We start from the raw sequence: 25,070 nt of genomic DNA on the forward strand, positions 1-25,070 counted from the left end.
GGCGATCCTGGAGCTCAGGATCGCTACCATGGGGTCTCCGGAGCCTGACCGGGGGTCCCGGAACGCGCACGAGGAGCCCTCTTGCCAGACGAGGCCCAGCACCTGACCGCCGCCAAGCCCGAGTCCGCCTCGGCAGCCGCGGCCAAGCCCGCGCCGAACGCGCCGCACGCGAAGAACGACAGCCGCGGGCCGGTCGAGCACGCCCAGGCGGCGCCGGTCGACAAGCCCGCCGAGCAGTCGCGCCCCAAGCCGGTCCCTCCCGCGGTGCGCCAGGCCGGCGGCCAGCCCGCCCGCAGCGGCTCCTCCAACCGCGTCCGCGCCCGTCTGGCCCGGCTCGGCGTCCAGCGTGCGAACCCCTACAACCCGGTCCTGGAGCCGCTGCTGCGGATAGTGCGCGGCAACGACCCGAAGATCGAGACGGCGACGCTCCGCCAGATCGAGCGCGCCTACCAGGTCGCCGAGCGCTGGCACCGCGGCCAGAAGCGCAAGAGCGGCGACCCGTACATCACGCACCCCCTCGCCGTGACCACCATCCTCGCCGAGCTGGGCATGGATCCCGCCACGCTGATGGCTGGTCTGCTGCACGACACAGTCGAGGACACCGAGTACGGCCTGGACGACCTGCGCCGCGACTTCGGCGATGTCGTCACCCTGCTCGTCGACGGCGTCACCAAGCTGGACAAGGTCAAGTTCGGCGAGGCGGCCCAGGCCGAGACCGTGCGCAAGATGGTCGTCGCCATGGCCAAGGACCCCCGCGTCCTGGTCATCAAGCTCGCCGACCGCCTGCACAACATGCGCACCATGCGCTACCTCAAGCGTGAGAAGCAGGAGAAGAAGGCGCGCGAGACCCTGGAGATCTACGCGCCGCTCGCCCACCGGCTGGGCATGAACACCATCAAGTGGGAGCTGGAGGACCTCGCCTTCGCGATCCTCTACCCCAAGATGTACGACGAGATCGTCCGCCTGGTCGCCGAGCGCGCTCCCAAGCGCGACGAGTACCTCGCCATCGTCACCGACGAGGTCCAGCAGGACCTGCGGGCGGCCCGCATCAAGGCGACCGTGACCGGCCGCCCCAAGCACTACTACAGCGTCTACCAGAAGATGATCGTCCGCGGCCGTGACTTCGCGGAGATCTACGACCTGGTGGGCATCCGCGTCCTCGTGGACACCGTCCGCGACTGCTACGCGGCCCTCGGCACGGTGCACGCGCGATGGAACCCGGTCCCCGGCCGGTTCAAGGACTACATCGCGATGCCCAAGTTCAACATGTACCAGTCGCTGCACACGACGGTGATCGGCCCCGGCGGCAAGCCCGTCGAGCTGCAGATCCGCACCTTCGACATGCACCGCCGCGCCGAGTACGGCATCGCCGCGCACTGGAAGTACAAGCAGGAGGCCGTCGCAGGCGCCTCGAAGGTGCGCAGCGACGCCCCCAAGTCGTCCGGCAAGAGCAAGGACGACCACCTCAACGACATGGCCTGGCTGCGCCAGCTGCTGGACTGGCAGAAGGAGACCGAGGACCCGGGCGAGTTCCTGGAGTCCCTGCGCTTCGACCTCTCCCGCAACGAGGTCTTCGTCTTCACCCCCAAGGGCGACGTCATAGCGCTCCCGGCGAGCGCCACCCCGGTGGACTTCGCGTACGCGGTCCACACCGAGGTCGGGCACCGCACCATAGGCGCCCGTGTCAACGGCCGCCTGGTCCCGCTCGAATCCACCCTCGACAACGGCGACCTGGTCGAGGTCTTCACCTCCAAGGCGGCCGGCGCCGGCCCCTCCCGCGACTGGCTCGGCTTCGTCAAGTCGCCGCGGGCCCGCAACAAGATCCGGGCCTGGTTCTCCAAGGAGCGCCGCGACGAGGCGATCGAGCAGGGCAAGGACGCCATCGTCCGCGCGATGCGCAAGCAGAACCTGCCGATCCAGCGCATCCTGACCGGCGACTCACTGGTGACCCTCGCGCACGAGATGCGCTATGCCGACATCTCCGCGCTGTACGCGGCGATCGGCGAGGGGCATGTCTCCGCGCAGAACATCGTGCAGAAGCTCGTCCAGGCTCTCGGCGGCGAGGAGGCGGCCACCGAGGAGATCGACGAGTCGGTCCCGCCGGCCCGTGGCCGCAGCCGCAAGCGCCGCTCCAGCGCCGACCCGGGCGTCGTCGTGAAGGGCGTCGAGGACGTGTGGGTCAAGCTGGCCCGCTGCTGTACGCCCGTACCCGGCGACCCCATCATCGGCTTCGTCACCCGTGGTAGTGGCGTATCGGTTCACCGCAACGACTGCGTGAACGTGGAGTCGCTGTCCCGCGAGCCCGAGCGCATCCTCGAGGTCGAGTGGGCGCCCACTCAGTCCTCGGTCTTCCTGGTCGCCATCCAGGTCGAGGCGCTGGACCGCTCCCGGCTGCTGTCGGACGTCACCCGCGTGCTGTCCGACCAGCACGTCAACATCCTCTCCGCGGCCGTCCAGACCTCCCGCGACCGCGTCGCCACCTCCCGCTTCACCTTCGAGATGGGCGATCCGAAGCATCTCGGCCATGTGCTGAAGGCGGTCCGGGGCGTAGAGGGCGTCTACGACGTGTACCGGGTGACGTCGGCGCGCAGCAGGTCGTGAACACCACGCGAAAGAGGGCCCCGTACGTGCCGTACGGGACCCTCTTCCTTTCGGCTTTCCTTCGACCGCTTCGGCCGACGGATCAGCCTCCGAACTCCTGCAGACCCTTCAGCGCCTGATCCAGCAGCGCCTGGCGGCCCTCGAGCTCACGCTCGAGCTTGTCGGCCCTGGCGTTGTTGCCCTGCGCGCGGGCCTGCTCGATCTGGCCCCGCAGCTTGTCCACGGCGGCCTGGAGCTGGCCGGTCAGACCCTCGGCACGCGCGCGTGCCTCCGGGTTCGTCCGGCGCCACTCGGCCTCCTCGGACTCCTGGATGGCCCGCTCGACGGCGTGCATCCGGCCCTCGACCTTGGGCCGCGCGTCGCGCGGCACATGGCCGATGGCCTCCCAGCGCTCATTGACCGAACGGAACGCGGCCCGGGCCGCCTTCAGGTCCGTGACCGGCAGGAGCTTCTCGGCCTCCTCGGCCAGCTCCTCCTTGAGCTTCAGGTTCTCCGCCTGCTCGGCGTCCCGCTCGGCGAAGACCGAGCTGCGGGCCGCGAAGAAGACGTCCTGGGCACCGCGGAAGCGGTTCCACAGATCGTCCTCGTGCTCACGCTGCGCACGGCCCGCGGCCTTCCACTCCGCCATCAGCTCCCGGTAGCGGGCGGCCGTCACCCCCCAGTCCGTCGAGTTCGACAGCGCCTCGGCCTCGGAGACCAGCCGTTCCTTGGTCCGCCGCGCCTCCTCGCGCTGGGCGTCCAGCTGCGCGAAGTGCTGCTTGCGCCGCTTGGAGAACGCCGACCGCGCGTGCGAGAACCGGTGCCACAGGTCGTCGTCGGACTTGCGGTCCAGGCGCGGCAGGCCCTTCCAGGTGTCCACCAGGGCCCGCAGCCGCTCACCGGCCGCCCGCCACTGGTCGGACTGCGACAGCTCCTCCGCCTCGGCGACCAGCGCCTCCTTGGACTTGCGCGCCTCGTCGGACTGCCGCGCCCGCTGCGCCTTGCGCTCCTCGCGGCGCGCGTCCACCTGTTCCACGAGCTTGTCCAACCGGACCCGCAGGGCGTCCAGGTCGCCCACCACGTGGTGCGCGTCAACCTGCTCCCGGATGTGGTCGATGGCGGCCTGGGCGTCCTTCGCCGACAGGTCGGTGGTCTTCACTCGCTTTTCGAGGAGGCCGATCTCGACAACCAGGCCCTCGTACTTGCGCTCGAAATAGGCCAGCGCCTCCTCGGGGGAGCCCGCCTGCCAGGAACCGACGACCTGCTCGCCGTCGGCCGTACGCACGTACACGGTCCCCGTCTCGTCGACGCGGCCCCACGGGTCGCTGCTCACAGCGCCTCCTCCACATGATGCCTGCGAGGGGCCTCAGCACCCCCGGGCATCGTCCACAGTTTCGTCACGGCCAACATAGGCGACCGGCGGGGGGCGTGTCCGCATCCCGCGCGACCGAAATTTCGCAGTTGGGGGTCAGGATTCGGTGATCGTGGCCTTGTTGATCACGACCGTCGCGTTGGGCGCCGTGTTGCCCGTCTGAGGGTCGGGAGCCTGCGCTCCGGCCTTGGCGATCTTCGTCAGGACCTTCATGCCCGCCTCGGACACCGTACCGAACGGTGTGTAGTCGGGCGGCAGCTGACTGTCCTGGTAGACGAGGAAGAACTGGCTGCCGCCGCTGTCACGCCCCTGCTTCGTCTGGGCGTTGTACTGGTTCGCCATCGCGACCGTGCCCGCCGGGTACACCCCGCCCTTGAGGCTCTTGTCCTTGAGGTTCTCGTCCGGGATCGTGTAGCCGGGGCCGCCCATGCCGGTGCCCTGCGGGTCGCCGCACTGCAGGACGTAGATGCCCTGGTTGGTGAGCCGGTGGCACTTGCTGTGATCCAAGTACCCCTTGCCGAGAAGGTAGTTGAACGAGTTGACGGTGTGCGGCGCCGCCGACGCCTTCAGCGCGACGTCTATCTCACCGCAGGTCGTGTCGAGCTTCATCGTGTACTTCGCCGACTCATCGATCGACATCGCAGGTTCCTTCTTCCAGGTCTGCGACTTGACCTTGCCCGCGGCGGGCTTCTCGCACGGGTCCGGGGCCTTGCTGGGCGAGGCGCTCGGCGTGACGTCCGCGTTCGCGTTCTCCGTCTTGCCGTTGTCCTCGAACGGCTTGGTCAGAAAGACCGTCACGGAGAGCACCACGATCACGCCGAGAGCCGAGGCGATCACGGAGTTGCGGATACGGGCCTTGCGTCGAGCGTCCGTGCGTCGCTGCTGCTGCCGCAAGAACTTCTCCCGGGCGAGCTGACGCCGCCGCTGTTCCTGGCTGACCACCGGGTTCTCTCCTCATTGGGTCTCGAACGTCGACCGGTACGCGTGCGTCCTGTGTGACGGCCGCCTGCGTGTGACCCGTACCGTATATGGGTTCGCTGAGGAATCGGCAGCGCCGGTAGGCTCTGTCACCAGCCGCAGCCTCACGTATCGACACAACGAAGGACGATCGTGCTCATTGCCGGGTTCCCCGCCGGGGCCTGGGGGACGAACTGCTACCTCGTCGCCCCCGCCGCCGGTGAGGAGTGCGTGATCATCGACCCCGGCCATCAGGCCGCCGACGGCGTCGAGGAAACGATCAGAAAGCATCGGCTCAAGCCTGTCGCCGTCGTCCTCACCCACGGCCACATCGACCACGTGGCCTCGGTCGTCCCGGTGTGCGGCGCGCACGACGTGCCGGCCTGGATCCACCCCGACGACCGGTACATGATGAACGACCCCGAGAAGGGGATCGGCCGTTCCATCGGGATGCCGCTGCTGGGCGAGCTGACCGTGGGGGAGCCGGACGACGTCAAGGAGCTGGCCGACGGGGCGAAGCTGGAGCTGGCGGGCCTGGAGCTGTCCGTCGCGCACGCGCCCGGCCATACCAAGGGGTCGGTGACCTTCGGCATGCCCGAGGCGGCGGACATCCCGCCGATCCTGTTCTCGGGCGACCTGCTGTTCGCCGGCTCCATCGGACGCACCGACCTGCCCGGCGGCGACATGGCCGAGATGCTCGACTCGCTGGGCCGCGTGTGCCTGCCGCTCGACGACTCGACCGTGGTGCTGTCCGGCCACGGCCCCCAGACGACCATCGGCCAGGAGCGCGCCACCAACCCGTATCTGCGGCAGGTGGCCGCCGGCCAGGGACCTTCTCCGGCTCCCCGACGAGGAATGTGACGAGACCTTCCGTGAGCACCTTCAAGGCCCCCAAGGGCACGTACGACCTGATCCCGCCGGACTCCGCGAAGTACCTTGCGGTGCGTGAGGCGATCGCCGCGCCCCTGCGGGACTCCGGCTACGGCTACATCGAGACGCCGGGCTTCGAGAACGTCGAGCTCTTCGCGCGCGGTGTCGGCGAGTCGACGGACATCGTGACGAAGGAGATGTACGCCTTCGAGACCAAGGGCGGTGACAGACTGGCCCTGCGCCCCGAAGGCACGGCGTCCGTCCTCCGCGCCGCGCTGGAGGCCAACCTGCACAAGGCGGGCAACCTCCCGGTCAAGCTCTGGTACTCCGGCTCGTACTACCGCTACGAGCGTCCCCAGAAGGGCCGCTACCGCCACTTCTCGCAGGTCGGTGCCGAGGCGATCGGCGCGGAAGACCCTGCGCTGGACGCCGAGCTGATCATCCTGGCCGACCAGGCGTACCGCTCGCTGGGCCTGAGCGACTTCCGGATCCTGCTCAACAGCCTGGGCGACAAGGAGTGCCGCCCGGTGTACCGGACGGCACTGCAGGACTTCCTGCGCGGGCTGGACCTGGACGAGGACACCCTGCGCCGTGCGGAGATCAACCCGCTGCGCGTTCTGGACGACAAGCGTGAGTCGGTCCAGAAGCAGCTGGGGGAGGCCCCGCTGCTGCGCGACTACCTCTGTGACGCGTGCAAGGCGTACCACGAGGAGGTCCGCGAGCTGATCACGGCGGCGGGCGTCGCCTTCGAGGACGACGTGAAGCTGGTCCGCGGCCTGGACTACTACACCCGCACCACCTTCGAGTTCGTCCACGACGGTCTGGGCTCCCAGTCCGCGGTGGGCGGCGGCGGCCGTTACGACGGGCTCTCCGAGATGATCGGCGGCCCGGCCCTGCCGTCCGTCGGCTGGGCCCTCGGCGTCGACCGCACGGTCCTCGCCCTGGAGGCGGAGGGCGTCGAGCTGGAACTCCCCGCCACCACCAGCGTGTTCGCCGTCCCGCTCGGCGAGGAGGCCCGCCGGGTCCTGTTCGCCAAGGTCACGGAACTCCGCAAGAACGGCATCGCCGCGGACTTCTCCTACGGAGCCAAGGGCCTCAAGGGCGCCATGAAGAACGCCAACCGCAGCGGTGCCCGCTACACGGTCGTGGCCGGCGAACGCGACCTCGCCGAGGGCGTCGTCCAGCTCAAGGACATGGAGTCGGGCGAGCAGACGGCAGTGGGCGTGAACGAGATCGTGGCGGAACTGGAAGCCCGGCTGGGCTGAGCCGCCGCTCCTGCCTGGGTGGTCTCGCCCTCTCAGCCCGTCCGGCGTTTGAGGACGAGGCCGCTCAGGCCGATCGGGGGTCCAGGGGGCGGAGCCCCCTGGCGGGGTCGAAGGGGCGGAGCCCCTGGTGGTGGGACGGGTAGGGGCGGCGGGGGCGAGAATCCTCAGTCCAGCAACCCGTACCGCATCGCGCTCGTGACCGCCGCCGTCCGGTCGTCCACGCCCAACTTGCCGAAGATCCGCAGCAGATACGTCTTCACCGTCGACTCCCCGATGAACAACCGGCGCCCGATCTCCGCGTTCGTGCAGCCCTCGGCAACCAGGCGCAGCACCGTCGTCTCGCGTTCCGACAGCCGGGGCCGGTCCGGCTTGGTCCGCAGCTGGTCCACCAGCCGGGCCGCGACGGACGGTGCCAGTACCGTCTCGCCTCGTGCCGCCGCCCGTACGGCCTCCGCGAGTTCGGCACGCGGCAGGTCCTTCAGCAGATAACCCGCGGCCCCGGCCTCCACCGCCCGCAGGATGTCCCGGTCCGTCTCGTACGTCGTCAGCACGACCACCCGGCACGGCAGCCCGGCCCGCGTCATCCGCACGATGGAGTCCACACCCCCGCCCCCCGGCATCCGCAGATCCATCAGCACGATGTCCGGCCGCAACTCCGCCGCCAGCGCCTCCGCCTGCGGGCCACTGGACGCGTCGGCGACGACCTCCAGATCGGACTCGGCACTGAGCATCGCCCGCAGCCCCTCCCGTACGACCGGATGGTCGTCGGCCAGGACGATCCGGATCACGGCGTCTCCCTCCTCACGACCGGCAGCCGGACGGTCACGGCCGTCCCGTCACCGGGGGCACTGCGTACCTCCGCGGTTCCGCCCACCTCGACGGCCCGAGCCCGCAGCCCCGCGAGACCGTATCCGCCGCGGACCGCTGCCGGGTCGAAGCCGCAGCCGTCGTCCCGTACGGACACCATGAGCGAGTCGTCCCCGTACGCCAGCGACACGCCGACCGTCACCGAACTCCCCGCGTGCTTACGGGCATTGGCCAGCGCCTCCTGGCAGGCGCGCAGCGCCACCACCTCGGGCCCGGCGGGCAGCATCCGGACCGGCCCGGTCACCTCCAGCGTCGCGGCATGGCGCGCGGCGAGCCGGTGCAACGCGTCCGGCAGGGACGCACCGTCCAGGTCGGCGGGAGCGCCCCCGGCGACCAGGGCCCGGGCCTCGGCGAGGTTCTGCCGGGCCGTCTCGTCCATCAGCCGCAGATGACGCCGCGCCGTGGGCACGTCGTGATCCAGCTCCGCCTCGACCGCCTGGACCAGCATCACCAGACTCGTGAATCCCTGCGCGAGCGTGTCGTGGATCTCCCGGGTCAGCCGCTCCCGCTCGGCCAGCGCCCCATGGGCCTCGGACAGCCGGCCGATCTCGTGCCGGCTCGCGTCCAGCTCCGCGATCAGCTCGGCCCGTTCCTGGCTCTGCTCGATGATCCGGATCGTCCAGCTGCCGAGCGCCACCGAGAACACCAGGGTGACCAGGCAGAAGAGCAGGTTGAAGACCACATCCCGGGCATCGGGGCGCCACAGCAGCGCCCAGCCCACCACGGGCACGAGGTTGATCACGGCCACGGCCACCAGCGCCGACCGCAACCGCAGCGTCATGAAGCACTGCGGGATCAGCGCGAAGGTCAGCAGCCGCGTCTCACCGGCGAGGACGGCCGACGGCAGGAACAGCGCCAGTGCCGCCGTGAGATAGCCGATCGCCTGCCGCTGGTCGGGCGGGTCGCCCTGGATCAGACGGCGCCCGACCACCACATACAGCGGGAGCAGTGGAACCAGCAGCGAGGAAGCGACCGCACGGACCGGCCAGCCGGGATGTTCCGCGGCCAGCACGTAGGCCACAGTGACCACCCAGATGAGCGCGAAGTACGTGTCCCAGAGCCGGAACGAACGCTCCCAGGTGTAAGCGCTGCCGGCATCCGCCGCATCGCTCATCCCTCGCGCCGGTCCTTCCAGCGGAACGTCAGCAGGCACAGCACCAATCCTCCGACGCACCACGCGGCGAGCACCAGAGCCACGCGTCCGAGCTCCCAACTGCCCGCCTGCTCCAGCACCTGCGCCGACTCCGGCAGGAACACCCCGCGCAGCCCCTGGCACATCCACTTCAGCGGGAACAGCGCACCGACCGTCAGCATCCAGTCCGGGATGGTGCCGATGGCGATGTACACCCCGGAGATGAACTGCAGCACCAGGAACGGCAGGACGACCACGGAACTGGCACTGTTCGCGGACTTCGGCACCGAACTGATCGCGATGCCGAGCAGGGCACACGCCGTGATCCCCAGCACGAAGATCCACGCCAGGTCGAACCAGCGGCCCGCGTCCGAGGGCAGGGCCACGTCGTAGAAGGTGGTGCCGATCAGGAGCAGGATCACCGTCTCCAGCAGACCCGTGAAAAGAACCAGCCAGATCTTGCCGAGGAAGTAAGCCGTCGGCGGCATCGGCGTGCCGCGCAGCCGGCGCAGTACCTTCTCCTCGCGCTCGATCGCGATCGAGACACCGAGCGCCTGGAAGCTCGTCGACATGATGCCGGCGGCCATCATCGCCGGGACGTACAACTGCGAGGCGGTGATCCCCGCGCCCTCCACGTCGTCCCGGAAGATCGACGCGAACAGGAACAGGAAGACGACCGGGAAGGCGAAGGTGAACACCACCTGGTCGCGCTGCCGGAAGAACTGCCTGATCTCCAGCGCGCCCCGCCGCAGCCCGAGCCCCCACGCACCGGGCAGCCGCTGCGCACCGACCTCACGGCGCTCCCGGACGACGGTCGTGGTCATGCCCCCTCCTCCTGTCCGGTGAGCCGGAGGTAGACGTCCTCCAGCGTGGGGCGGCTCACCGTCAGCCCCGGGATCTCGCCGTCGAAGCGGTGCAGGAGCCCGGCGATCGTGCGGGTCGGCGTCTCGGTGCGCGCCCTGCGCGGGCGGCCGTCCGGCTCGGTCCACTCGACGACGGCCTCGGTGCCGTACCGCTCCCGCAGCGCCCCGGGCTCGCCCTCGGCGACGATCCGGCCCTTGGCGACGATGGCCAGCCGGTGCGCGAGGGCCTGAGCCTCCTCCAGGTAGTGCGTGGTCAGCAGGATCGTCGTGCCGTCGTCGGCCAGGGCGCGGATCAGCGACCAGAACTGCCGCCTGGCCGCCGGGTCGAAACCGGTCGTCGGCTCGTCCAGGAGCAGCAGGTCCGGGCCGCCGATCACACCGAGCGCCACGTCCAGGCGCCGGCGCTGACCGCCCGACAGCGCCTTGATCCGGCTGTCCGCCTTCGCCTCCAGACCGACCAGGCCGATGACCTCCTCGGGGTCGCGCGGCCGGGGGTAGTAGCGGGCGAAGTGCCGTACGGTCTCCCGGACCGTCAACTCGGCGGGCGCGGATTCGTCCTGCCAGACGATTCCGACGCGTGAGCGCCACGCGCGCGTGGCGGTCGCCGGGTCCGACCCGAGCACGGACACCTCGCCCGCGTCCCGGGCCCGGTTGCCCTGGAGGATCTCCACGGTGGTGCTCTTGCCCGCGCCGTTGGGTCCGAGCAGGCCGAACACCTCGCCGCGCCGGATGCCGAGATCGACACCGTCGACGGCGGTCACGTCCCCGTAGCGCTTGCGCAGCCCTCGCACGTCCACGGCGAGGTCGTACCCGTGTGCTGTCATGCGACGATCATCGGCCGGAACCGAACCCTCAGGGCCGACCGTGCGGACATGCTTATGTCCACTGAACGGTGGACAGACCCCCGTGTGCGGCACAATGGCCATGCCCGAAGATGGTCAGGCCTCAAGCGACGGAATCGGCGTGATGAGCAAGACGACAGTCAAGGACGTCTCCATGGAGCCCGAGACGGAGCGCGCCGAGATCGCGCCCCGCACCGAGGGCGGCAGCCGGGCCCTCGCCCTGCTGCTGGTGATCACCGGCGCGGCCGGACTGCTCTCCGCCTGGGTCATCACGATCGACAAGTTCAAGCTCCTCGAGGCCAAGGTCGAGGGCAAGACGTTCACGCCCGGCTGCAGCCTCAACCCCGTCGTCTCCTGCGGCAGCGTCATGGAGAGCAAGCAGGCCGCCGTCTTCGGCTTCCCGAACCCGATGCTCGGCCTCGTCTGCTACGGCATCGTCGTCGCCGTCGGCATCAGCCTCCTCGCCCGCGCCCGCTACCCGCGCTGGTACTGGCTCACCTTCAACGCCGGCTGCCTGTTCGGCGTCGTCTTCTGCGCCTGGCTGATGTTCCAGTCCCTGTACCGGATCAACGCACTGTGCCTGTGGTGCTCCCTGGCCTGGGTCGCGACGATCCTCATGTTCTGGTACGTGACGTCGTTCAACATCCGCAAGGGCTTCCTCCCGGCCCCGAACTGGCTCAAGAGCTTCTTCGGCGAGTTCACCTGGGTCCTGCCCGTGCTGCACATCGGGATCATCGGCATGCTGATCCTGACCCGCTGGTGGGACTTCTGGACCAGCTGACCCGGCCGCACCGGGGCCCCGCGGGATTGTCAGTGCCGTGATTTAGGGTTTCTGACGTGGAGCCCGACCTGTTCACCGCCGCAGCAGAAGAACGCCAGGAGAAGGAGCCGTCCAGCAGCCCCCTGGCGGTGCGGATGCGCCCGCGCACCCTCGACGAGGTCGTGGGACAGCAGCATCTGCTGAAGCCGGGCTCGCCCCTGCGCAGACTGGTCGGCGAGGCCTCCGGCCCCGCCGGCGCCTCCTCCGTGATCCTCTGGGGCCCGCCCGGCACCGGCAAGACCACCCTGGCGTACGTCGTCTCCAAGGCCACCGACGCCCGCTTCGTCGAACTGTCGGCGATCACCGCGGGCGTCAAGGAGGTCCGCGCGGTCATCGACGGCGCCCGCCGCGCCTCCGGCGGATACGGCAAGGAGACCGTCCTCTTCCTGGACGAGATCCACCGCTTCAGCAAAGCCCAGCAGGACTCCCTGCTACCGGCCGTCGAGAACCGCTGGGTGACGCTGATCGCGGCGACGACGGAGAACCCGTACTTCTCGGTGATCTCGCCGCTGCTGTCCCGCTCCCTGCTGCTCACCCTCGAACCGCTCACCGACGACGACATCAAGGACCTCATCCAGCGCGCCCTCACCGACGAGCGCGGCCTCAAGGGTGCCGTCGCCCTCCCCGGGGAGACCGAGAGCCACCTCCTGCGCATCGCCGGCGGTGACGCCCGCCGCGCCCTCACCGCCCTGGAGGCGGCCGCCGGAGCCGCCCTGGACAAGGGCGAGACGGAGATCGGCCTGACCACCCTGGAGGAGACGGTCGACCGGGCCGCCGTGAAGTACGACCGCGACGGCGACCAGCACTACGACGTGGCCAGCGCCCTGATCAAGTCCATCCGCGGCTCCGACGTCGACGCCGCCCTGCACTATCTGGCCCGGATGATCGAGGCCGGCGAGGACCCCCGCTTCATCGCCCGCCGCCTGATGATCTCCGCCAGCGAGGACATCGGCCTGGCCGATCCGAACGCGCTGCAGATCGCGGTCGCCGCCGCCCAGGCCGTCGCCATGATCGGCTTCCCCGAGGCCGCCCTCACCCTCAGCCACGCCACGATCGCCCTCGCCCTGGCGCCCAAGTCCAACGCCGCGACCACCGCGATCGGCGCCGCCCTCGAAGACGTACGCAAGGGGCTCGCCGGGTCCGTGCCCGCGCACCTGCGCGACAGCCACTACAAGGGCGCGACCAAGATCGGTCACGGCCAGGGCTACGTCTACCCGCACGACCTGACCGAGGGCATCGCCGCCCAGCAGTACGCCCCGGACGCGCTCAAGAACCGCGAGTACTACACACCGACCCGGCACGGCGCGGAGGCCCGCTACGCGGACGCGGTCGAATGGACCCGGAAGAACCTCGGTCGAAAGCGGTCCTGAGCACCCTGTAAACTCGGTCGGAGTGCCGCGTCCCGTGCAGTCAGAACGGGACAGTCGGCCGGAGCCGATCCTCGGACCGGCTCCAGGAGCGTCGCGCACCGTCGAACGGTGTCGCGGGCAGCCCACCACCACCCGGGGTTCCGGGACCGGCCGGTGGGCCACTCGCGTGCTGCACGTATGTGCCCAGACCAGGGAGCGGCTGCCCACCCCGTCCGCACGGACGAGGCGGGTTTCCCCGGCTGCGGATGCGACCTCCCACAACCCTGACAAGCCGAAACCAGGAAAAGAGAAACAGTGGCGAACCAGTCCCGCCCCAAGGTCAAGAAGTCGCGTGCCCTCGGCATCGCGCTGACCCCGAAGGCCGTCAAGTACTTCGAGGCCCGCCCCTACCCGCCGGGTGAGCACGGCCGCGGCCGCAAGCAGAACTCGGACTACAAGGTCCGTCTGCTCGAGAAGCAGCGTCTGCGCGCGCAGTACGACGTGTCCGAGCGCCAGCTCGTCCGCGCCTACGACCGTGCCTCCAAGGTCCAGGGCAAGACCGGTGAGGCCCTGATCATCGAGCTCGAGCGCCGTCTCGACGCGCTGGTCCTGCGTTCGGGCATCGCCCGCACGATCTACCAGGCCCGTCAGATGGTCGTCCACGGCCACATCGCGGTCAACGGCAAGAAGGTCGACAAGCCCTCCTTCCGTGTCCGTCCGGACGACGTCGTGCAGGTCCGCGACCGCTCCAAGGAGAAGACGCTCTTCACGATCGCCCGTGAGGGTGGCTTCGCCCCCGACGGCGAGACCCCGCGCTACCTCCAGGTGAACCTCAAGGCCCTGGCGTTCCGCCTGGACCGCGAGCCGAACCGCAAGGAGATTCCGGTGATCTGCGACGAGCAGCTCGTCGTCGAGTACTACGCCCGCTGATCCTCGGCAGGCACGCGGTACAACAGCCCGCCGTCTCCCCGTCCCTTCCGGGCGGGCGAGGCGGCGGGCTTTCGCGAATCCGCCGTCGCCGGGCGGCAATCCGGTACGGAGCCGCACCCCCGGCGCGATAGGCTCGTGGCACGACTTTCTCGTATTCAGGCAGATGTTCAGGCACGTTTCAGGGAGCGGGTGCACACAGTGTCCGGTGGAGAGGTGGCCGGAATCCTGGTGGCCGTCTTCTGGGCGATTCTGGTCTCCTTCCTCGCCGTCGCGCTGGCGAGGGTGGCCCAGACGCTCAGGGCGACCACCAAGCTCGTGGCGGATGTGACCGACCAGGCCGTCCCGCTGCTGGCCGACGCCTCCTCGGCGGTGCGCTCCGCGCAGACCCAGATCGACCGGGTCGACTCGATCGCCTCCGACGTCCAGGAGGTGACGTCGAACGCCTCCGCGCTGTCGACCACCGTCGCCTCCACCTTCGGCGGCCCCCTGGTCAAGGTCGCCGCCTTCGGCTACGGCGTGCGCCGGGCCCTCGGCGGCCGCAAGGAGGACGTGCCCGCCAAGGCGTCCAGGCGTACCGTGATCGTGGGCCGCACGGTCTCTCGACGGAACGCCCGAGGGAAGAGGGACTGAGAGCAAGCGATGTTCCGCCGTACCTTCTGGTTCACCACGGGCGTCGCCGCCGGCGTGTGGGCCACCACCAAGGTCAACCGCAAGCTGAAGCAGCTGACGCCCGAGAGCCTCGCCAGAACCGCGGGAAACAAGGCGATCGAGGCTGGCCACCGGCTCAAGGACCGCGCGGTCGACTTCGCGCTCGACGTCCGGGACAACATGGCCCAGCGGGAGGAAGAGCTGGGGGAGGTCCTTGGCATCAACAGCGACCCCGAACTCCCCGCGCCCAGGCGGTTCGCCGCCATCGAGAACCGCAGCACCCCGAAGTCCGTCGACAGCGACAGGACGACGTACTCGTACAACCGGAATGAGGACCACTGATGGAGTCGGCTGAGATTCGCCGCCGCTGGTTGAGCTTCTTCGAGGAGCGCGGTCACACCGTCGTCCCTTCGGCGTCGCTCATCGCGGACGACCCGACTCTGCTCCTCGTCCCGGCCGGCATGGTGCCCTTCAAGCCCTACTTCCTGGGTGAGGTCAAGCCGCCCTTCGACCGCGCCACGAGCGTGCAGAAGTGTGTGCGCACGCCCGACATCGAAGAGGTCGGCAAGACCACCCGGCACGGCACGTTCTTCCAGATGTGCGGCAACTTCTCGTTCGGCGACTACTTCAAGGAAGGCGCCATCAAGTACGCCTGGGAGCTGCTCACCAGCCCCCAGAACAAGGGTGGTTACGGCCTGGAGCCGGAGAAGCTCTGGATCACCGTCTACAAGGACGACGACGAGGCCGAGCGCATCTGGCACGACGTCGTCGGCGTGCCGAAGGAGCGCATCCAGCGCCTCGGTATGAAGGACAACTACTGGTCGATGGGTGTCCCCGGACCCTGTGGCCCCTGTTCCGAGATCAACTACGACCGCGGCCCCGAGTTCGGCGTCGAGGGCGGCCCCGCCGTCAACGACGAGCGGTACGTGGAGATCTGGAACCTCGTCTTCATGCAGTACGAGCGCGGCGAGGGCATCGGCAAGGACAACTTCGAGATCCTCGGCGACCTCCCCAGCCAGAACATCGACACGGGCCTCGGCCTCGAGCGACTCGCCATGATTCTGCAGGGCGTGCAGAACATGTACGAGATCGACACATCCATGGCCGTCATCAAGAAGGCCACCGAGCTGACGGGTGTGGCCTACGGCGACGCCCATGACTCGGACGTCTCCCTGCGCGTGGTCACCGACCACATGCGCACGTCCGTGATGCTCATCGGCGACGGCGTGACCCCCGGCAACGAAGGCCGCGGTTACGTCCTGCGCCGCATCATGCGCCGTGCCATCCGCAACATGCGCCTGCTGGGTGCCACCGGTCCGGTGGTCAAGGACCTGATCGACACCGTGATCGGCATGATGGGCCAGCAGTACCCCGAGCTCATCACCGACCGCGAGCGCATCGAGAAGGTCGCCCTCGCCGAGGAGAACGCCTTCCTCAAGACGCTGAAGGCCGGCACCAACATCCTCGACACGGCCGTCACCGACACCAAGGCCTCCGGCGGCTCCGTGCTGCCCGGCGACAAGGCCTTCCTGCTCCACGACACCTGGGGCTTCCCGATCGACCTCACCCTGGAGATGGCCGCCGAGCAGGGCCTGTCCGTGGACGAGGACGGCTTCCGCCGCCTGATGAAGGAGCAGCGGGAGCGCGCCAAGGCCGATGCCCAGGCCAAGAAGACCGGCCACGCCGGCACCGGCGCCTACCGCGAGATCGCCGACCGGGCCGGTGCCACCGACTTCATCGGCTACACCGCCACCGAGGGCGAGTCGAGGATCGTCGGCATCCTCGTCGACGGCGCCTCCTCCCCGGCCGCCACCGAGGGCGACGAGGTCGAGATCGTCCTCGACCGCACCCCGTTCTACGCGGAGGGCGGCGGCCAGATCGGCGACACCGGCCGGATCAAGGTCGACACGGGTGCCGTCATCGAGATCCGCGACTGCCAGAAGCCGGTCCCGGGCGTGTACGTCCACAAGGGCGTCGTCCAGGTCGGCGAGGTCACCGTCGGCGCCACGGCCCATGCCTCGATCGACTCCCGCCGCCGTACGGCCATCGCCCGCGCCCACTCGGCCACGCACCTCACCCACCAGGCGCTGCGTGACGCCCTCGGCCCGACGGCCGCCCAGGCAGGTTCCGAGAACCAGCCTGGCCGCTTCCGCTTCGACTTCGGCTCGCCGTCCGCCGTTCCCACGGCCGTGATGACCGACGTCGAGCAGCGGATCAACGAGGTACTCTCCCGCGATCTCGACGTGCGCGCCGACGTCATGGGCATCGACGAGGCCAAGAAGGCCGGCGCCATCGCCGAGTTCGGCGAGAAGTACGGCGAGCGCGTGCGCGTCGTGACCATCGGCGACTTCTCCAAGGAGCTGTGCGGTGGCACGCACGTGCACAACACCGCCCAGCTGGGCCTGGTGAAGCTGCTCGGTGAATCCTCCATCGGCTCCGGTGTCCGCCGTATCGAGGCCCTGGTCGGTGTCGACGCCTACAACTTCCTCGCCCGTGAGCACACGGTCGTCGCCCAGCTCCAGGAGCTGATCAAGGGCCGTCCGGAGGAGCTCCCGGAGAAGGTCTCCGCCATGCTCGGCAAGCTGAAGGACGCCGAGAAGGAGATCGAGAAGTTCCGCGCCGAGAAGGTCCTCCAGGCCGCCGCCGGTCTCGCCGAGTCCGCCAAGGACGTCCGTGGCATTGCTGTCGTGACGGGTCAGGTTCCGGACGGCACGACGGCCGACGACCTGCGCAAGCTCGTGCTCGACGTGCGCGGACGCATCCAGGGCGGACGTGCCGCCGTCGTGGCCCTGTTCACGGTGGCGAACGGCAAGCCGCTGACGGTCATCGCCACCAACGAGGCCGCCCGCGAGCGCGGCCTCAAGGCCGGCGACCTGGTCCGTACGGCCGCCAAGACCCTCGGCGGCGGCGGTGGCGGCAAGCCGGACGTGGCGCAGGGCGGCGGCCAGAACCCGGCTGCCGTCGGTGACGCCGTCGACGCGGTCGAGCGCCTGGTCACCGAGACGGCCAAGTAAGAAACGGGTCAGGAAAGATGCGCAGAGGACGTCGACTCGCGATCGACGTCGGGGACGCCCGTATCGGGGTCGCCTCGTGCGATCCCGACGGGATCCTCGCCACCCCGGTGGAGACGGTCCCGGGGCGTGACATCCCCGCAGCTCAGCGGCGGTTGAAGCAACTCGTCGAGGAGTACGAGCCGCTCGAGGTCGTCGTCGGTCTCCCACGCTCCCTCAAGGGGGGCGAGGGCCCGGCCGCGGTCAAGGTCCGTGCCTTCGTCCAGGAACTGGCCCGCATGATCGCCCCGGTTCCGGTCAGACTCATTGACGAACGTATGACCACGGTGACGGCCAGTCAGGGACTGCGCGCTTCCGGCGTGAAGACCAGGAAGGGCCGTTCCGTGATCGACCAGGCAGCTGCGGTGGTCATCCTCCAGCAGGCGCTTGAATCCGAACGGGTGTCAGGTAAAGCACCCGGCGAAGGCGTCGAAGTGGTCATCTGATCGCGATACGGTAACGTTCCGCGCGATGCGCCGGTGTTCGAACAGCTGACGCACCAGAGAGAGGCGGACGGAAGCCCGGCCGGAAGCCGAGCGACCGCCGCCTCGCGGCTCTAGGGGATCGATGACTGAGTATGGCCGGGGCCAAGGCTCCGAACCGTGGCATCCGGAGGACCCGTTGTACGGGGACGGCGGATGGGGAGGACAGCAGGCCCACCAGGGTCAGCAGTCCCCCTACGGCGGCCAGCCGCAGCACTATCCAGAGCAGCCGCAGCAGCCGCAGTACGGCGACTGGGGCACCGGTGAGCAGGCCGGATACGGTCAGGCGCAGCAGCACTACCAGTACGACCAGCAGTACGCGGCACAGACTCACGGGCATCAGCAGTACCCGGGGCAGGGGGACCACGGTCACCCCCAGGACCAGGGGTATCACCAGCAGCAGTACGACAACGGCGGGTGGGCCACCGGCCCGCACCAGCAGGTCTCGTACCCCGGCGACCCCGCCGACCCGTACGGGCAGCAGACCGGTGCCTACGGCGGGGGGCAGTCCGACTACTACGGAACGCCCGACGCCTATCCGCCACCGGAGCCGCCAGGCCGACGGCGGGCCGAGCCGGAGCCGGAGACCGACTGGGACCCTGGACCCGACCAGGGCGAGCACGCGTTCTTCGCGGGCGACGACGATGACGACGGCGACGAGCCGGGAGACCGTCGCCGGCGCGACGAGCAGCGCGGGCGCGGCGGCAAACCCAAGAAGCGCCGCAACGGAATGGCCTGCCTGGTGGTCGTCCTCATCCTCGGCGGAGGCGTGGCCGGCGCCGGTTACTTCGGCTACCAGTTCTACCAGGATCGTTTCGGCGACGCCCCGGACTTCGCGGGCGACGGCAGCGGGCAGCAGGTCACCGTCGAGATCCCCAGGGGAGCGCTCGGCTACAAGATCGGGCAGGTGCTGAAGGACGCCGGCGTCGTCAAGAGCGTCGACGCGTTCGTCACGGCCCAGGCCAACAATCCCGACGGCCAGAAGCTCCAGGACGGCGTGTACACGCTGCAGAAGCAAATGTCGGCCGCCAGTGCGGTCGAACTGATGCTCAGCCCGGAGAGCCGCGACAACCTGATCATCGCCGAGGGCAAGCGCAACGCCGACATCTACCGGCTCATCGACAAGCGGCTGGAGGTCAAGGAGGGCACCACCGCCGCGGTCGCCAAGAAGGACTACAAGAAGCTCGGCCTGCCCTCCTGGGCGCTGAACCAACCGAACGTCAAGGACCCGCTGGAAGGGTTCCTCTATCCCTCCAGCTACGGCATCGCCAAGGGGCAGAAGCCCGAAGGCGTGCTGAAACAGATGGTGACACGGGCCACCGAGACCTACGAGAAGCTCGGGGTGGAGAAGAAGGCCGCGAGTCTCGGACTCGAAGACCCGTGGCAGTTGATCACGGTCGCGAGCATGGTTCAGGCCGAGGGCACGAGCCACGCCGACTTCCGCAAGATGGCCGAGGTCGTCTACAACCGGATGAAGCCCGGGAACCCGCAGACCAACGGCCTGCTGGAGTTCGACTCCACGTACAACTACATCAAGAACCAGAGCAAGATCGACCTCAGCCTGAGCGAGCTGCGGAACTATGACAACCCGTACAACACGTACTTCCACAAGGGGCTGACGCCCGGGCCGATCGATAATCCCGGCGAGGACGCGATCAAGGGCGCCCTCAACCCGACGGACGACGGCTGGTACTACTTCATCTCGCTGGACGGCAGGACCAGTGAGTTCACCAAGACCAACGCCGAGCACCAGAAGCTGGTCGACAAGTTCAACGCCTCGCGGAACAACTGAGGAAGACCCTGATGGCCGCACCACGCCGGGCCGCCGTACTCGGCTCCCCGATCGCCCACTCGCTCTCCCCGGTCCTGCACCGCACGGCCTACCAGGAGTTGGGGCTGAGCGGCTGGACGTACGACAGGTTCGAGGTCGACGAGGCCGCCCTGCCCGGGTTCTTCGAGACGCTCGGTGCCGAGTGGGCGGGGCTGTCGCTGACCATGCCGCTGAAGCGGGCCGTGATCCCACTGCTCGACGGGATCAGCGAGACCGCGGCCTCGGTCGACGCGGTCAACACGGTGGTCTGCACCCGGGACGGCCGCCGGACCGGCGACAACACCGACATCCCGGGTATGGTCGCGGCTTTGCGCGAGCACGGTATCGACAAGGTCGAGGCCGCCGCGGTCCTCGGCGCGGGTGCCACCGCCTCGTCCGCGCTGGCCGCTCTGTCGCGGATCTGCCCCGGCGAGATCGCGGTGTACGTCCGCAGCGAGGCCCGGGCCGCCGAGATGCGGCAGTGGGCCGAGCGGCTGGAGGTCTCGGTGCGCATCGCCGACTGGGCGGACGCCGAGCAGGCCCTGCGCGCCCCGCTGGTGATCAGCACCACGCCGGCCGGTGTCACCGACACCCTCGCCCGGTCCGTGCCGGAGCGGCCGGCGGCCCTCTTCGACGTCCTCTACGACCCCTGGCCCACCACCCTCGCCGCCCGCTGGTCGGCGTACGGCGGCGCGGTCGTCAGCGGCCTCGACCTGCTGGTGCACCAGGCCGTGCTGCAGGTCGAGCAGATGACGGGGCAGGCCCCGGCCCCCCTGGACGCCATGCGAAAAGCGGGCGAACGCGCTCTCGCGGCCCGATAAGATCCGCTCTCGGTTCCGCAGGGGGCGGAACAGGGGAGGGGATAACGAACCATGTCCACAGGCATGCCTCAGGCGTCCGTGAAATCCCAGATATTCGAGTCCCTGCTGGGATTCCTGCCCGACTGGGTGCAGATCACGGTGATCGCCCTGATCGTGCTCGCGGTCCTCGCGTCCTGGGCGGTCAAGATCAAGCGCAAGATCGCCCATCGGCGGGCCGTGCGGGGCGGGCAGCCCGTCCACGCGGCGGCCCAGTACGGGCAGGGGCGCGGAGCGGACTACCTGGGGGAGTACGCACCGCAGCAGGCAGTGCGGCAGGGCAGTGGGGCCGACCATCTCGGCGCCTGTGCACCGCAGCAGGCGCAGTCCGCGCGGCAGCCGAGCGGTGCGGACTTCCTCGGCTCGTACGCGCCGCAGCGGCAGACCGGTGGCCCGGCCTCGTCCGCCTGATGGACCGGCGGCCGGGTCCGCGCCCCGGACGTGGGAGGATCGTAGGTGGCGGACCGGGGCCGCGCACCCGGTCTGGCCGTCGCCGTACGAGATGACGCGCGTACGCAGGGCAGTACGGGCGCGAGCACTGAGGAGCACCGTTGAGCAGGTTGCGCTGGCTGACCGCTGGGGAGTCCCACGGTCCCGCACTCGTCGCGACGCTGGAGGGTCTGCCCGCCGGCGTGCCGATCACCACGGACATGGTGGCGGACCATCTCGCGAGGCGCCGCCTGGGCTATGGGCGTGGCGCCCGGATGAAGTTCGAGCGCGACGAGATCACCTTCCTCGGCGGCGTCCGGCACGGCCTCACCCTCGGCTCCCCGGTCGCGATCATGGTGGGCAACACCGAGTGGCCGAAGTGGGAACAGGTCATGGCGGCCGACCCGGTCGACCCCGAGATCCTCGACGGGCTCGCCCGCAACGCCCCGCTGACCCGCCCGCGGCCCGGCCACGCCGACCTCGCCGGAATGCAGAAGTACGGCTTCGACGAGGCCCGGCCCATCCTGGAGCGCGCCTCGGCGCGTGAGACCGCGGCCCGTGTGGCCCTCGGCGCGGTGGCCCGGTCGTACCTGAAGGAGACGGCCGGCATCGAGATCGTCTCCCACGTGGTGGAGCTGGCGGCGGCGAAGGCGCCGTACGGCGTGTACCCGACGCCGGCGGACGTGGAGAAGCTGGACGCGGACCCGGTGCGCTGCCTGGACGCCGACGCGTCGAAGGCGATGGTCGCCGAGATCGACCAGGCCCACAAGGACGGCGACACCCTCGGCGGTGTGGTCGAGGTGCTGGCCTACGAGGTGCCGGTCGGCCTCGGTTCCCACGTGCACTGGGACCGGCGTCTCGACGCCCGGCTGGCCGCCGCGCTCATGGGCATCCAGGCGATCAAGGGCGTGGAGGTCGGTGACGGCTTCGACCTGGCGCGGGTGCCCGGCTCCAAGGCCCACGACGAGATCGTGACCACCGACGAGGGCATCCGGCGCACCTCCGGCCGCTCCGGCGGCACCGAGGGCGGGCTGACCACCGGTGAGCTGCTGCGGGTGCGGGCGGCGATGAAGCCCATCGCGACCGTCCCGCGGGCGCTCAAGACGGTGGACGTCGTCACCGGTGAGGCGACGGCCGCCCATCACCAGCGCTCCGACGTGTGCGCGGTGCCGGCCGCCGGCATCGTCGCCGAGGCGATGGTCGCGCTCGTCCTCGCGGACGCGGTGGCCGAGAAGTTCGGCGGCGACAGCGTGGCCGAGACCGGCCGCAACGTACGGTCGTACCTCGACAACCTGGCCATCCGGTGACCCCGCTGATCGTCTTGGTCGGCCCGATGGGCGTCGGCAAGTCCACCGTCGGGCAGCTGCTGGCCGAGCGGCTCGGGGCCGGATACCGGGACACCGACGACGACATCGTCGCCGCGCAGAACCGGACGATCGCCGAGATCTTCGTGGAAGAGGGCGAGGCGGCCTTCCGCGCGATCGAGAAGCAGGCCGTGCGCGAGGCGCTGGCCGGGTACGACGGCGTGCTGGCCCTGGGCGGCGGCGCCGTCCTCGACCAGGACACGCGCGAGCTGCTCGCCGGGCAGCGGGTGGTGTACCTGTCGATGGATGTCGAGGAGGCGGTCAAGCGCACCGGCCTCAACGCGGCCCGGCCGCTGCTCGCCATCAACCCGCGCAAGCAATGGCGCGAGCTGATGGAGGCCCGTCGGCATCTGTACGAGGAAGTCGCCACGGCCGTCGTCGCCACCGATGGCCGTACGCCCGAAGAGGTCACCCAAGCCGCCCTGGACGCACTGGAGTTGAAGGAAGCATGAGCGAGGCAGTGACGCGGATCCAGATCGGCGGCACGGCGGGCACCGAGCCCTACGAGGTCCTGGTGGGCCGGCAACTCCTGGGCGAACTGGCCGGGTTGATCGGCGGCAGGGCCAAGCGGGTCGCGATCGTCCACCCCGAGGCGCTGGCCGAGACGAGTGACGCGCTGCGCGCCGACCTGGCCGAGCAGGGCTACGAAGTCGTCGCCATCCAGGTGCCCAACGCGGAGGAGGCCAAGACCGCAGAGGTCGCCGCCTACTGCTGGAAGGCGCTGGGCCAGTCCGGGTTCACGCGCACGGACGTCATCGTCGGTGTCGGCGGCGGCGCGACCACGGACCTGGCCGGGTTCGTGGCCGCCACCTGGCTGCGCGGGGTGCGCTGGATCGCGATCCCGACCACCGTGCTGGCCATGGTCGACGCCGCCGTCGGCGGCAAGACCGGCATCAACACCGCCGAGGGCAAGAACCTGGTGGGGGCCTTCCACCCGCCCGCCGGTGTGCTCTGCGACCTGGCCGCACTGGACTCGCTGCCGGTCAACGACTACGTCTCCGGACTCGCCGAGGTCATCAAGGCCGGCTTCATCGCCGACCCGGTGATCCTCGACCTCATCGAGTCCGACCCCGAGGCCGCCCGCACCCCGGCCGGCCCGCACACCGCCGAACTCATCGAGCGCTCCATCCGGGTGAAGGCCGACGTGGTGTCGTCCGACCTGAAGGAGTCGGGCCTGCGCGAGATCCTCAACTACGGCCACACGCTCGGCCACGCCATCGAGAAGAACGAGCGCTACAAGTGGCGCCACGGCGCGGCCGTGTCCGTGGGGATGCACTTCGCCGCCGAACTCGGCCGCCTGGCAGGCCGGTTGGACGACGCCACGGCCGACCGCCACCGCACCGTCCTCGAAGCCGTCGGCCTGCCGCTGTACTACCGCCACGACCAGTGGCCCAAGCTGCTGGAGACCATGAAGGTCGACAAGAAGTCCCGCGGCGACCTGCTGCGCTTCATCGTCCTCGACGGTCTGGCCAAGCCCACCGTGCTGGAGGGACCCGACCCGGCCGTGCTGCTCGCCGCGTACGGCGAAGTGGGACAGTAAGTCCTCCCGCGCTCCTTCCGCCCGAAACAGCCTTACGGCGCCGGGCACTTCGGGCCGCCCCCGGCCGTTCACACAACGATCGCCGGGGGCGGTACCGTTCGGTAGCAGCGGGATCCGCCCCCGCAGTCAGCGCCCATCGCCTGTACGAGACGGAGTGGCACCGGATGCAGCACGCAGTGGGTTCTCCGCTGCCGCCGCCCCACCAGCCGGGGCAGGGACCGGCCGCCGGCTGGTCGCCGGCCGCACACCACCCGGGTTCGCACCACCCGGGCGCGCACCAGGGCTCCGTCCCCGTGCCCCCGCCGCCCCCGGCACCGGGATACCCCGCGCCACCGCCCGGGCCGGCCGCACCCCCGCACCAGGCCTCCGCTCCTCCCACGCCGGACACCACCGGTCATGTGCCGCTGCCGCCGGGCGGTCCGGTCGCCATGCCCAGCGCGCCGCCGGCCGCGGCGGGCCCCGACCTGGCCGGCACGACGCTCGCGGTGCTGCTCATCGGCCCCGCGGGCGCCGGGAAGACCAGCGTCGCCAAGTACTGGGCGGACCATCGCCGGATCCCCACCGCACACATCAGCCTCGACGACGTACGCGAATGGGTCCGCTCGGGCTTCGCCGACCCCCAGTCCGGGTGGAACGACAACTCGGAAGCGCAGTACCGCCTCGCTCGCCGCACCTGCGGCTTCGCCGCGCGGAACTTCCTGGCCAACGGCATCTCGTGCATCCTCGACGACGCCGTCTTCCCCGACCGGCCCGTCGTCGGCCTCGGCGGCTGGAAGCGACACGTCGGGCCGGGCCTGCTGCCGGTCGTCCTCCTGCCGGGCCTGGAGATCGTCCTGGAACGCAACGCCGAACGCTCCGGCAACCGCCGCCTCAGCGACGACGAGGTCGCCCGCATCCACGGCCGCATGGCCGGCTGGTACGGCTCGGGCCTCCCGATCATCGACAACTCCCAGCTCGACATCCCGCAAACGGCCCAGGTCCTGAACGACGTCCTGACCCGTTCCATCGCCAGCCCGCCCCAGTGGTAGCCACCCCGCTGCCCC

The 25,070-nt window shown here is 70.0% G+C and carries 23 protein-coding genes; 17 read left to right on the top strand and 6 right to left on the bottom strand.

The window, feature by feature from the left end; all coding sequences use genetic code 11:
• Nucleotides 1-81: 81 nt before the first annotated feature.
• Nucleotides 82-2,601 carry a GTP pyrophosphokinase gene (relA, locus tag OG542_RS33425; protein ID WP_311124700.1) on the top strand — a complete coding sequence of 840 codons (2,520 nt, stop codon included), beginning with the start codon at nt 82-84 and terminating at the stop codon, nt 2,599-2,601.
• 82 nt (nt 2,602-2,683) lie between these two features.
• Here relA and OG542_RS33430 read toward each other — a convergent pair whose 3' ends face one another.
• Nucleotides 2,684-3,913 carry a DUF349 domain-containing protein gene (locus OG542_RS33430; protein WP_328337432.1) on the bottom strand — a complete coding sequence of 410 codons (1,230 nt, stop codon included), beginning with the start codon at nt 3,911-3,913 and terminating at the stop codon, nt 2,684-2,686.
• Between the two features lie 135 nt (nt 3,914-4,048).
• Nucleotides 4,049-4,894, bottom strand: coding sequence for a peptidylprolyl isomerase (locus OG542_RS33435; protein WP_261679021.1), 846 nt, complete (start codon nt 4,892-4,894; stop codon nt 4,049-4,051).
• A 168-nt stretch (nt 4,895-5,062) separates the two neighbouring features.
• Here OG542_RS33435 and OG542_RS33440 point away from each other — a divergent pair, with 168 nt between their 5' ends.
• Both OG542_RS33440 and hisS read left to right on the top strand, forming a co-directional pair.
• A complete protein-coding gene (locus OG542_RS33440; RefSeq protein WP_184597217.1) occupies nt 5,063-5,770 on the top strand; it encodes an MBL fold metallo-hydrolase in 708 nt (235 codons plus the stop codon).
• Nucleotides 5,771-5,781: 11 nt separating this feature from the next.
• Nucleotides 5,782-7,044, top strand: a complete 1,263-nt coding sequence (gene hisS / locus OG542_RS33445; RefSeq protein ID WP_311124698.1) for a histidine--tRNA ligase — start codon at nt 5,782-5,784, stop codon at nt 7,042-7,044.
• Between the two features lie 164 nt (nt 7,045-7,208).
• Here hisS and OG542_RS33450 read toward each other — a convergent pair whose 3' ends face one another.
• Genes OG542_RS33450 through OG542_RS33465 form a run of 4 tightly spaced genes read right to left on the bottom strand, consistent with a single transcriptional unit; the run spans nt 7,209 to nt 10,730 of the window.
• The gene (locus tag OG542_RS33450; protein ID WP_328415712.1) at nt 7,209-7,832 is read right to left on the bottom strand and encodes a response regulator transcription factor; all 624 of its coding nucleotides are present in this window, start codon (nt 7,830-7,832) and stop codon (nt 7,209-7,211) included.
• On the bottom strand, nt 7,829-9,025 hold the full coding sequence (locus OG542_RS33455) for a sensor histidine kinase (RefSeq protein WP_328415714.1): 1,197 nt from the start codon (nt 9,023-9,025) through the stop codon (nt 7,829-7,831). The genes OG542_RS33450 and OG542_RS33455 overlap by 4 nt, the downstream gene beginning before the upstream one ends.
• Nucleotides 9,022-9,867, bottom strand: a complete 846-nt coding sequence (locus OG542_RS33460) for an ABC transporter permease (protein WP_311124695.1) — start codon at nt 9,865-9,867, stop codon at nt 9,022-9,024. Before OG542_RS33460 ends, OG542_RS33455 begins: the two co-directional genes overlap by 4 nt.
• On the bottom strand, nt 9,864-10,730 hold the full coding sequence (locus OG542_RS33465; protein WP_328415716.1) for an ABC transporter ATP-binding protein: 867 nt from the start codon (nt 10,728-10,730) through the stop codon (nt 9,864-9,866). The genes OG542_RS33460 and OG542_RS33465 overlap by 4 nt, the downstream gene beginning before the upstream one ends.
• Nucleotides 10,731-10,872: 142 nt before the next feature.
• Here OG542_RS33465 and OG542_RS33470 point away from each other — a divergent pair, with 142 nt between their 5' ends.
• From OG542_RS33470 to OG542_RS33535, 14 genes are all read left to right on the top strand, one after another.
• Nucleotides 10,873-11,529 (top strand): vitamin K epoxide reductase family protein, encoded by a 657-nt coding sequence (locus OG542_RS33470; protein WP_193480210.1) that lies wholly within the window; start codon nt 10,873-10,875, stop codon nt 11,527-11,529.
• Between the two features lie 56 nt (nt 11,530-11,585).
• Nucleotides 11,586-12,938, top strand: a complete 1,353-nt coding sequence (locus OG542_RS33475) for a replication-associated recombination protein A (protein WP_328415718.1) — start codon at nt 11,586-11,588, stop codon at nt 12,936-12,938.
• A 294-nt stretch (nt 12,939-13,232) separates the two neighbouring features.
• Complete coding sequence (rpsD, locus tag OG542_RS33480; RefSeq protein WP_193480208.1) at nt 13,233-13,847, top strand: 30S ribosomal protein S4; 615 nt, start codon at nt 13,233-13,235, stop codon at nt 13,845-13,847.
• 189 nt (nt 13,848-14,036) lie between these two features.
• On the top strand, nt 14,037-14,477 hold the full coding sequence (locus tag OG542_RS33485; protein ID WP_184597204.1) for a DUF948 domain-containing protein: 441 nt from the start codon (nt 14,037-14,039) through the stop codon (nt 14,475-14,477).
• Nucleotides 14,478-14,486: 9 nt separating this feature from the next.
• Nucleotides 14,487-14,837 carry a hypothetical protein gene (locus OG542_RS33490; RefSeq protein WP_311124692.1) on the top strand — a complete coding sequence of 117 codons (351 nt, stop codon included), beginning with the start codon at nt 14,487-14,489 and terminating at the stop codon, nt 14,835-14,837.
• On the top strand, nt 14,837-17,509 hold the full coding sequence (gene alaS / locus OG542_RS33495) for an alanine--tRNA ligase (protein WP_328415721.1): 2,673 nt from the start codon (nt 14,837-14,839) through the stop codon (nt 17,507-17,509). Before OG542_RS33490 ends, alaS begins: the two co-directional genes overlap by 1 nt.
• Nucleotides 17,510-17,526: 17 nt before the next feature.
• The gene (gene ruvX, locus OG542_RS33500; protein WP_328415723.1) at nt 17,527-17,991 is read left to right on the top strand and encodes a Holliday junction resolvase RuvX; all 465 of its coding nucleotides are present in this window, start codon (nt 17,527-17,529) and stop codon (nt 17,989-17,991) included.
• Between the two features lie 121 nt (nt 17,992-18,112).
• Entirely contained in the window at nt 18,113-19,819 is a 1,707-nt protein-coding gene (gene mltG / locus OG542_RS33505) for an endolytic transglycosylase MltG (RefSeq protein WP_328415725.1), read from the top strand.
• An 11-nt stretch (nt 19,820-19,830) separates the two neighbouring features.
• On the top strand, nt 19,831-20,658 hold the full coding sequence (locus OG542_RS33510) for a shikimate dehydrogenase (protein ID WP_328415727.1): 828 nt from the start codon (nt 19,831-19,833) through the stop codon (nt 20,656-20,658).
• Between the two features lie 51 nt (nt 20,659-20,709).
• Entirely contained in the window at nt 20,710-21,105 is a 396-nt protein-coding gene (locus OG542_RS33515) for a hypothetical protein (protein ID WP_328415729.1), read from the top strand.
• 140 nt (nt 21,106-21,245) lie between these two features.
• Entirely contained in the window at nt 21,246-22,430 is a 1,185-nt protein-coding gene (aroC, locus tag OG542_RS33520) for a chorismate synthase (RefSeq protein ID WP_311124687.1), read from the top strand.
• 26 nt (nt 22,431-22,456) lie between these two features.
• Nucleotides 22,457-22,939: a shikimate kinase gene (locus OG542_RS33525; protein WP_230529481.1), complete on the top strand. Its 483-nt coding sequence runs from the start codon at nt 22,457-22,459 to the stop codon at nt 22,937-22,939.
• Nucleotides 22,936-24,027 (top strand): 3-dehydroquinate synthase, encoded by a 1,092-nt coding sequence (gene aroB, locus OG542_RS33530; protein WP_189726437.1) that lies wholly within the window; start codon nt 22,936-22,938, stop codon nt 24,025-24,027. The genes OG542_RS33525 and aroB overlap by 4 nt, the downstream gene beginning before the upstream one ends.
• A 164-nt stretch (nt 24,028-24,191) precedes the next feature.
• Nucleotides 24,192-25,055, top strand: a complete 864-nt coding sequence (locus OG542_RS33535) for a Pro-rich N-terminal domain-containing protein (RefSeq protein WP_311124686.1) — start codon at nt 24,192-24,194, stop codon at nt 25,053-25,055.
• Nucleotides 25,056-25,070 lie beyond the last annotated feature (15 nt).

Origin of the sequence: Streptomyces violaceus, assembly GCF_036014075.1 — a bacterium.
Lineage (GTDB): Bacteria > Actinomycetota > Actinomycetes > Streptomycetales > Streptomycetaceae > Streptomyces > Streptomyces violaceus.